Source organism: Candidatus Hepatincolaceae symbiont of Strigamia maritima (assembly GCF_055505085.1).
Window position 1 is genome coordinate 1 of sequence record NZ_DBKDTU010000148.1, and the last position, 8,348, is coordinate 8,348.

Genomic DNA, 8,348 nt, shown 5'->3' on the forward strand with positions numbered 1-8,348 from the left:
TGAAGATATAGATAGTTTTTATGAAGAAGTAGATTTAATAGTATGTCCAATTATATTTGGCACCGGAATTAATGTAAAAACGGTACAAGCCTTAGCAAAAGGAGTGCCGATAATCTCTACTAAAATAGGGTTTAAGGGGATAAAAAGTGTAGAGCCGATGCATTTATGCAGCAATATTGAAGAAGTAATAGAGAGTATTAAAACTGTGATGTATAATCCTAGAAAATTACAAAAATTGGCAGATAGTAGTATGTTAATGTATAAAGAATATAAAAAAGTTTTTGAGAATGGAATGTATGATTTATTAAATAATAAAAAATTAAAAAGGACTATCCAATGAGAATATTGGTATTTAGTAACACTCCATCTCATAGTCAAAGCCATGGTAACAGGTCGTATATATATAATGTAACAAAATATATACAAACCTTAGGACACAAAATAGTTTTTATATATTATGATTTTGATCGTTATATGACTGTTAATTCTGATACTACATTTAATGCTATAGCAATGCTAAAAAAATGGGATTATTTTGAAGCAATCCCAGTTCATGTTTGGAGAGAGAAACCTAATAAAGTAGGTATCTTTAGAATGGATGCATGGTATGAGGAGGGATTAGGGGAGAAGATAAGAGATCTTTGTATTTACAGTAAAATAGATATAGTAATTTGTCATTATATTTTTCAATCTAAAATCTTAGAGTATATTCCTAATAATATTTTAAAAGTAATAGATACTCATGATAAAATATCTGATAGATATATAATGCTTCATGAAGCAGGGATTACTAAGGAAGGGTTTACCGCTACACCAAAGCAAGAAGGAGAATATTTAAAAAGAGCAGAGATCATTATAGCCAGAACTGAGGAAGAAAAACAGTTTTTTAAGAGTATAAATAATGAGAGTAAAATTATTATTATCCCCCATATAGAAAGTAAAGCAACTTATGTAAATAAAAAATATCAGAGATTACAAAAAATAGGATTTGTGGGAAGCAATATGAAAGTTAATCTTTATGCATTACTGGCTTTTCTTAATAAGTTTGATACTACCTTAAATAATACAGAACTAAAAGTATTAATAGCAGGTAAAGTTTTAGATAAAAACTTTTTAAACAAAGTATCTAAAAGACATACTTTAATCAAGAGAATACAAAATGTTTTGCAGTTACCGAATATAAATAACTTAATAGGGATATTTAAAGAAAATATAATAAATAATTATATTAATCATATATCAACTAGAGAATATTTAGATAACAGAGGATTTGTTGAAGATATAGATAGTTTTTATGAAGAAGTAGATTTAATAGTATGTCCAATTATATTTGGCACCGGGATTAATGTTAAAACTGTGCAAGCTGTAGCAAAAGGAGTACCGATAATTTCTACTGCAGTAGGGTTTAAAGGGATAGAGAGTACACAATCTATGCACTTGTGTAAAAATATAGGAGAAATAGTAAAGAATATTAAAATAGTAAAAGATAATCCTGATAAGTTGCAAGAGTTAGCAAATAATAGTAGACTAATATATAAAGAATATAAAAAAATTTTTGAACAAGGTATTCAAGAATTATTAAATCAAGAAAAATTAAAGAAGAATAATGATTTATAAAGCAAAAGCTCCTTTAAGAATTGGGTTATCAGGAGGAGGAACTGATGTCAGCCCTTATTGTGATTTATACGGAGGGGTAGTTTTAAATTCTTGTATTAATTTGTATGCGTATGCTTATATTGAACCTATGAATAATGGTAGGATAGAATTTCATGCTTTAGATAGAAAAGAAACTATTATTTATGAAAATGTTACAAATTATCTAGAAATGGATGATAAATTAGACTTATTTAAAGCAATTTATAATAGGATTACCAAAGAATTTACTCATAACGAGGCACTATCTTTTAAACTATCTACTTTTGTGGATGCTCCTGCAGGTTCAGGGTTAGGTTCTTCTTCCACCTTGGTAATAGCTGTAATGAAAGCATTTGACAAATGGTTAAAGTTATATTTAGATGATTATACTTTAGCTCATTTAGGTTGGGAGATAGAACGTTTAGATTTGCAAATGTCTGGTGGCAAACAAGATCATTATGCAGCTTGTTTTGGAGGGTTTAATTTTATGGAGTTTTATCGAGATGATAAAGTTGTAGTGAATCAACTCAAAATCCATCCTGATTATATCAATGAATTAGCTAATAATTTAGTTTTATATTATACAGGTACTTCTAGGATATCTTCTCATATTATTACTGATCAAGCTAAACATATTGAAAATCATGATGAAAGGGCTTTGGTTGCTACCCACAAACTTAAAGATCAAGCAACTGATATGAAAAATGCTTTACTAAAAGGTAATTTACATGAAATGGGGGAAATTTTAAATGAGGGATGGCATGAGAAAAAGAAAATATCTCAAAATATTAGCAATGTTTTTATAGATGAAGTATATGAAATTGCTCTTAAAAATGGAGCATTAGGTGGTAAAATTTCTGGAGCTGGGGGTGGCGGTTTTATGATGTTTTATTGCCCAAATGTAAAAAAATATAAAGTTATAGAAGCTTTACAAAAATTAAAAGGAACGCTAACTAAAGTTTCATTTGCTAAATATGGAGCAGAAAATTGGTCATGTAAAATAAAAGGATAAAATGCAAAATATTATTAAAAAACAGATTAAAGATTCTATTAATGCTAAAACAAAAATATTACAGGATAGTAACACTTTGGCAAGTATAGAAAACATTGTTAAAGCATTAATTGTTCTTTATAAAAACGCTAATAAATTATTAATTGCTGGTAATGGAGGAAGTGCAGCAGATTCTCAACATATTGCAGGAGAGTTTGTTAGTAAATTTTATTTTAATCGTAAAGCTCTGCCGGCAATTGCTTTAACTGTGGATACCTCAATTTTAACCTCAATTGGAAATGATTACGGATATAAATATTTATTCTCAAGGCAAATAGAGGCCTTAGGACGCAAAGGAGATATGTTTATAGCTATAACTACCTCTGGTAACTCTACTAATATTCTTAAGGCAATTGAACAAGCAAAAAAACAAGAATTAATAATAGTAGGGTTAACTGGTAGCAATAACGGAAAAATAGATAATCTCTGTGATTATTTAATTAAGGTGCCTTCTCAAGATACCCCGCGTATTCAGGAATCTCATATCATGTTAGGGCATGTTATTTGTTCCCTAGTTGAAGAAAATTTACTTAATGAGACATTTATTTAGAGAAACATAATTAAATGCAAGCAGTAATTTTAGCAGGCGGATTTGGGAGCAGACTTAAGGAGGTAGTAAAAAATGTTCCTAAACCTATGGCTCCTATTAATAATATACCATTCTTAAAATATCTTATAGACTTATTAATTACCCAAAACTTTACAGAAATTATTTTACTATTACATCATCAAAGTGAAATTATAGAAGAGTATTTTAGGAAACAAAAACTTAACATAAAAATTTTATATATAAAAGAAGAAAATCCTTTAGGAACTGCCGGAGCCGTATTTAATGCTTGGATTTATTTAGCTGAGGATTTTTTCTTAATAAACGGAGATACTTTTTTTGATATAGATTATAGTATTTTAAGAGAATTTATTCAAAAGCATAAAGCTTCTGCTTTAATTGCTTTAAGATATTCTAAAGATATAACTAGATACGGTTTGGTAAACATTAATTCATCTTATCAAATTATTGCTTTTAAGGAAAAAACTAACCTTTTACCGGAAGTTATTGACGGTTATATTAACGGAGGAGTTTATTATTTTAAAAAGGCGAGTTTAAAGAATTTTTATCTAGCATGGCAAAAAAAAGAGCTTTCCATAGAAAGAGATATTTTCCCGAAAATATTGTTAAATAATCAATTATTTGGCTTACCTATGGGTGGTAAATTTATTGATATAGGAATTAAAGCTGATTATGAAAAAGCCGAACGAGAAATTCCTCTATGGGGACAAGCAGAATCTAAAAAAGCTTTATTTATAGATAGAGATAATACTATTATTGAAGATCAAGACGGTTATATTTTTGGTACTAATTTAATATTTATAAATAGTACTTTAGAGTTTATGAGAGAGGCTAATCAAAGAGGAGAACTTATTATAGTCATTAGTAATCAAGCAGGGGTAGCCAAGGGATATTTTAAAGAGAATGATGTTATAACTACTAATAACTATATTAAAGATTATTGCTTAAAACTGGGGATAATTATTACAGGGTTTTATTATTGTACATATAGTATGGGTGCTACAATAGAGCAATATAGAAAGCAGTCTTTGGCAAGAAAACCTAATCCTGGGTTAATTTTAAAAGCCTGTGAAGATTATAAAATTTCGCTCAAAGATTCTCAAATGTTGGGGGATAGTAAAGAAGCAGATCTTATAAAATTAGAATATTTAACTAGTCGTATAATTGAAAATAGCAGGAAAAACTAATATGTTTAAAATCATCAGTAATAAAAAATATAAAGCCTTAAAAAATTTTGTAATAGAGAAATCTAAGGAGAGTAGGGAGCTTTATGATAAGAATCAAGAATTACAAGCTGAGAACCAAGAATTAAACAATTAGAAGTAAAAGTATTTCAAAAGAATTAAATCATGATATTTTATATTTAAAGGGATTTGAGCAATTAGTTAACAAAGAAGAAAAACTAGTTATCTTAAAAAAAGATTTAGACGAAGAAAGCAAAACTTTAATTAGCAAAACAAAAAAGAAATAGGTTTAATAAAATTAGATGTGGAAGGATGGTTGGGAAAAGTTTTACAAGGGCAATTAATGCTATAAAAAAAAGATAAACCAGTATTATTAATTTCTATTTATCACAATGCTTCACAATTTTTTAATGTAAAACCAATGTTAGAGGAACTTAATTTAGGATATAATTTTATGGTAAGGAGTGCTCATCATATGCTTACCTGTGATCTTATTTTAATTGCTTGGGTTCCGGAGTAACAATTTTTATATTTTAGTGTGGATTAAAGATTTTAAATATTTACCGTAATCTGAGGAAGCTAATTCTTTAGCTAAACTAAGCAATTCATCTTTGCTTATATAATGTTTATAATAAGCTATTTCTTCAAGGCAGGCAATTTTTAATCCTTGATTTTCTTCTATAGACTGTACAAAATTAGCAGCTTGCATTAAAGAATCAGGTGTGCCGGTATCTAACCAAGCAAAACCTCGTCCTAAAATTTCTACGGATAATTGCTTATTTTTTAAATATATATTATTTAAATCAGTAATTTCTAGTTCTCCTCTTGAAGAGGTTTTTAGAGATTTAGTATATTCTACTACTTTATTATCATAAAAATAAAGACCGGTTACAGCATAATCAGATTTTGGATGGTTGGGTTTTTCTTCTATAGAAATAGCTTGTTGTTTTAAATTAAATTCTACCACTCCAAAGCGTTGAGGATCTTTTACTTTATAACCAAAAACTATAGCTCCTCCGGATACATTTATTTTATTAATGGTGTTATCCAATAACTCTGAAAAACCACTCCCGTAAAAAATATTATCTCCTAAAACTAAAGCGACACTCCTATCTTGAATAAAATCTTCCCCTAGAATAAAAGCATCTGCTAAACCTCTCGGAGTTTCTTGAATCTTATAGGAAATATTAATACCTAAATCTTTGCTATCTTTAAAGAGTTCCTGAAACAAGCGTATTGCTTCTGGGGTAGAAATTAGTAAAATATCTTTAATGCCTGCTAACATTAAAACTGATAGTGGATAATAAATCATAGGTTTATCATAAACTGAGAGTAATTGCTTAGAGATGACCTTGGTAATAGGATAAAGTCTGGTTCCTAGTCCACCTGCTAAAATAATACCTCTCATGCTAATAATCCTTTTAATTTTAAATATTCTCTTAAAGCTATATCCCAAGACACACATGAATTCTGATTATCCATTACCGAGTATTGTGGGCGTCTAGCAGTGGAATTTTTAGCGTTACTTAAAAATTCTTCTGTAGTAATAGGAATGGTTATAATTTCTATACCACTTAGTTCAAAGATTTTATTAGCAAAAGCATACCAACTAGTATAACCGCTACCACAAATATGATAGATCCCATAGGGGTAAACCTGTTGTATTAAGGTTAATATTCCCCTAATTAATTCATAGGTAAAAGTTGGGCAACCGATTTGGTCATTTACTATTTTAAGATCATTCTTAGTTTTAGCTAAACTCAGTATAGTGCTTACAAAACTATGGGGCATTAATCCGTATAGCCAACTAGTTCTGGCAATATAAAAATTACTACAATTATTAATAATAGCTTGCTCAGCTGCTAATTTAGATTTGCCGTATACATTAATAGGGTTAGTTTGTGAGGTTGGTAGATAAGGCAAACTTTGTGTGCCGTCAAAAACATAATCGGTACTAATATGAATAAGCTGGATGTTTTTTTGTTGTGCTATTATCGCCAAATTTAGAGTGCCAATCTCATTAACTAAAAAAGCCTGCTCTGGATTTTGTTCTGCTAAATCTACTTTAGTATAAGCCGCTGTGTTTATAATAAGATCTATATGATTTTCTTTAAAAAAATTATTTACCAGCTGTATATTAGAAATATCCAAAGCAGTACTACTAGGAGATAACACTGAAAAATTCGCTTTCTCTAAGATAGGAATAGCATCTTTGCCTAACATTCCGTTACCTCCAGTTAATAAAATTTTTAACATAAGAGTTATTGTCCTAATTATTTTATGGAATTGTTAATCCAAGGAATATTATTTTTATACCATTCTATGGTTTTAATAATTCCCTCATCAAAACTTAATTTAGGAACAAACCCTAATTTATTGTGTATTTTAGTATTATCAATAGCATATCTCTGATCGTGTCCTAGTCTATCTGTAACATATTCAATAAATTCTGTTGATTTACCAAAAACATCTAGTAGTAATTTTGCTACTGCTAAATTAGTTTTTTCATTATTCCCGCCAATATTATATACTTCTCCAACTTCCCCCTGATGCAATATTAAATCTATGCCATAGCAATGATCCTCTACATATAACCAATCTCTAATATTAAGTCCATTACCATATAGAGGAATTTTTTTATTTTGTAAAAGATTTGTGATAAATAACGGAATTAATTTTTCTATGTGTTGGTAAGGTCCGTAATTATTAGAACACCTAGTAATTAGAGTAGGTAATTTATATGTTTCAAAAAAAGCTCTTACTAATAAATCTGCAGAGGCTTTAGAAGCTGAATACGGAGAATTAGCCAGCAATGGGCTATTTTCGGTGAAATAACCAGTATTTCCTAGAGAACCGTAAACCTCATCCGTTGAGATTTGTAAATATCTTGCTAAGTTAGTTTTTTTAGCATAATATAATAGGTTAAAAGTACCGTGAATATTAGTATTTATGAATGCTTCAGGATTTTTTATACTGTTATCTACATGACTCTCAGCAGCAAAATTAATACATATATCTACTTCTTTAAGAAGTTCAGGTATTAAAGCTTTATCTAAAATATCTCCGTGTACAAAAGTATAATTAGGGTTAGTTGCTTCAGATAGTAAATTTTCTAAATTACCAGCATAAGTTAATAAATCTAAGTTAATGATTTTATAAGTTTGGTATTTTTGTAACATATATTTAATAAAATTACTACCTATAAACCCACAACCTCCGGTTACTAAAATTTTCATAATGTGATCTTTAAATAAGGTTTAATTCTACTAAAGTTGGTAAGTGTAAATCTTTATCAGATACTAGTGGTTTTTCTACCTGCCAATTAATGTTAAGAGTAGGGTCATCAAATCTAAACCCTCCATCATGAGTTTTAGAGTAGATATTTGAGCATTTATATATAATTTCTGCCTCATCACTTAATACGGAAAATCCGTGAGCAAAATCCTCAGGAATATATAACATTTGTTTATTCTCTGCGGATAATTCCACACCTATCCATTGTAGATAAGTTTCAGAGTTTTTATTTAAATCTACTGCAACATCAAAAATTTTTCCCTTAATACAACGTACTAATTTAGCTTGTGCAAAAGGAGATTTTTGAAAGTGTAATCCTCTAATTACACCTTTTAAAGAATAAGAATGATTATCTTGTTTAAAAATAGTAGTAATGTCATTGTGTATAAAGTTATCTTGATGATAAGTTTCTAAAAAATATCCTCGAGAATCTTCTGAGACTATAGGGGTAATTAAAATTACACCAGAAAGTTGTGTTTTTTTAAATGTAAAAGCCATAATTTAGTGTATACTCATTTATTAATATGTTAATATCCTACTGAATATATAGATAATTATAGGTAAGAAATTATAAATATGCAAGAGAACTTTAGGCATACTTCCTCTATTTATTAGA

Annotated in this window: 10 protein-coding genes; 6 read left to right on the top strand and 4 right to left on the bottom strand. The window is 28.8% G+C overall.

Annotated elements, in window-relative coordinates; translation table 11 throughout:
- From ACQCX0_RS03820 to ACQCX0_RS03845, 6 genes are all read left to right on the top strand, one after another.
- Positions 1-340 (top strand): glycosyltransferase (locus tag ACQCX0_RS03820; RefSeq protein WP_462562852.1); only part of this gene is annotated, 340 nt, incomplete at its 5' end.
- Between the two features lie 134 nt (positions 341-474).
- Positions 475-1,617, top strand: a complete 1,143-nt coding sequence (locus ACQCX0_RS03825; RefSeq protein WP_465029880.1) for a glycosyltransferase family 4 protein — start codon at positions 475-477, stop codon at positions 1,615-1,617.
- Positions 1,607-2,647 (top strand): GHMP family kinase ATP-binding protein, encoded by a 1,041-nt coding sequence (locus ACQCX0_RS03830; protein WP_462562854.1) that lies wholly within the window; start codon positions 1,607-1,609, stop codon positions 2,645-2,647. Before ACQCX0_RS03825 ends, ACQCX0_RS03830 begins: the two co-directional genes overlap by 11 nt.
- Position 2,648: 1 nt before the next feature.
- Positions 2,649-3,236, top strand: a complete 588-nt coding sequence (locus ACQCX0_RS03835; RefSeq protein ID WP_462562855.1) for a D-sedoheptulose-7-phosphate isomerase — start codon at positions 2,649-2,651, stop codon at positions 3,234-3,236.
- 14 nt (positions 3,237-3,250) lie between these two features.
- The gene (locus tag ACQCX0_RS03840) at positions 3,251-4,441 is read left to right on the top strand and encodes an HAD-IIIA family hydrolase (protein WP_462562856.1); all 1,191 of its coding nucleotides are present in this window, start codon (positions 3,251-3,253) and stop codon (positions 4,439-4,441) included.
- Between the two features lies 1 nt (position 4,442).
- Complete coding sequence (locus ACQCX0_RS03845; protein ID WP_462562857.1) at positions 4,443-4,574, top strand: hypothetical protein; 132 nt, start codon at positions 4,443-4,445, stop codon at positions 4,572-4,574.
- A 390-nt stretch (positions 4,575-4,964) separates the two neighbouring features.
- Here the strand turns inward: ACQCX0_RS03845 and rfbA are convergent, their stop codons facing one another.
- From rfbA to rfbC, 4 genes are read right to left on the bottom strand one after another with little or no spacing between them, the layout of a single operon-like run.
- Positions 4,965-5,846 carry a glucose-1-phosphate thymidylyltransferase RfbA gene (gene rfbA, locus ACQCX0_RS03850; RefSeq protein WP_462562858.1) on the bottom strand — a complete coding sequence of 294 codons (882 nt, stop codon included), beginning with the start codon at positions 5,844-5,846 and terminating at the stop codon, positions 4,965-4,967.
- On the bottom strand, positions 5,843-6,694 hold the full coding sequence (gene rfbD / locus ACQCX0_RS03855; protein ID WP_462562859.1) for a dTDP-4-dehydrorhamnose reductase: 852 nt from the start codon (positions 6,692-6,694) through the stop codon (positions 5,843-5,845). The genes rfbA and rfbD overlap by 4 nt, the downstream gene beginning before the upstream one ends.
- Before the next feature lie 17 nt (positions 6,695-6,711).
- Positions 6,712-7,674: a dTDP-glucose 4,6-dehydratase gene (rfbB, locus tag ACQCX0_RS03860; protein ID WP_462562860.1), complete on the bottom strand. Its 963-nt coding sequence runs from the start codon at positions 7,672-7,674 to the stop codon at positions 6,712-6,714.
- 10 nt (positions 7,675-7,684) lie between these two features.
- Entirely contained in the window at positions 7,685-8,230 is a 546-nt protein-coding gene (gene rfbC, locus ACQCX0_RS03865; RefSeq protein WP_462562861.1) for a dTDP-4-dehydrorhamnose 3,5-epimerase, read from the bottom strand.
- Between the last annotated feature and the right edge of the window lie 118 nt (positions 8,231-8,348).

Bases quoted from the DNA above. Each gene is read 5' to 3' on its own strand.
- ACQCX0_RS03825 (WP_465029880.1), top strand. From the start codon at position 475: ATGACTGTTAATTCTGATACTACATTTAATGCTATAGCAATGCTAAAA.
- ACQCX0_RS03830 (WP_462562854.1), top strand. From the start codon at position 1,607: ATGATTTATAAAGCAAAAGCTCCTTTAAGAATTGGGTTATCAGGAGGA.
- ACQCX0_RS03835 (WP_462562855.1), top strand. From the start codon at position 2,649: ATGCAAAATATTATTAAAAAACAGATTAAAGATTCTATTAATGCTAAA.
- ACQCX0_RS03840 (WP_462562856.1), top strand. From the start codon at position 3,251: ATGCAAGCAGTAATTTTAGCAGGCGGATTTGGGAGCAGACTTAAGGAG.
- ACQCX0_RS03845 (WP_462562857.1), top strand. From the start codon at position 4,443: ATGTTTAAAATCATCAGTAATAAAAAATATAAAGCCTTAAAAAATTTT.
- rfbA (WP_462562858.1), bottom strand. From the start codon at position 5,846: ATGAGAGGTATTATTTTAGCAGGTGGACTAGGAACCAGACTTTATCCT.
- rfbD (WP_462562859.1), bottom strand. From the start codon at position 6,694: ATGTTAAAAATTTTATTAACTGGAGGTAACGGAATGTTAGGCAAAGAT.
- rfbB (WP_462562860.1), bottom strand. From the start codon at position 7,674: ATGAAAATTTTAGTAACCGGAGGTTGTGGGTTTATAGGTAGTAATTTT.
- rfbC (WP_462562861.1), bottom strand. From the start codon at position 8,230: ATGGCTTTTACATTTAAAAAAACACAACTTTCTGGTGTAATTTTAATT.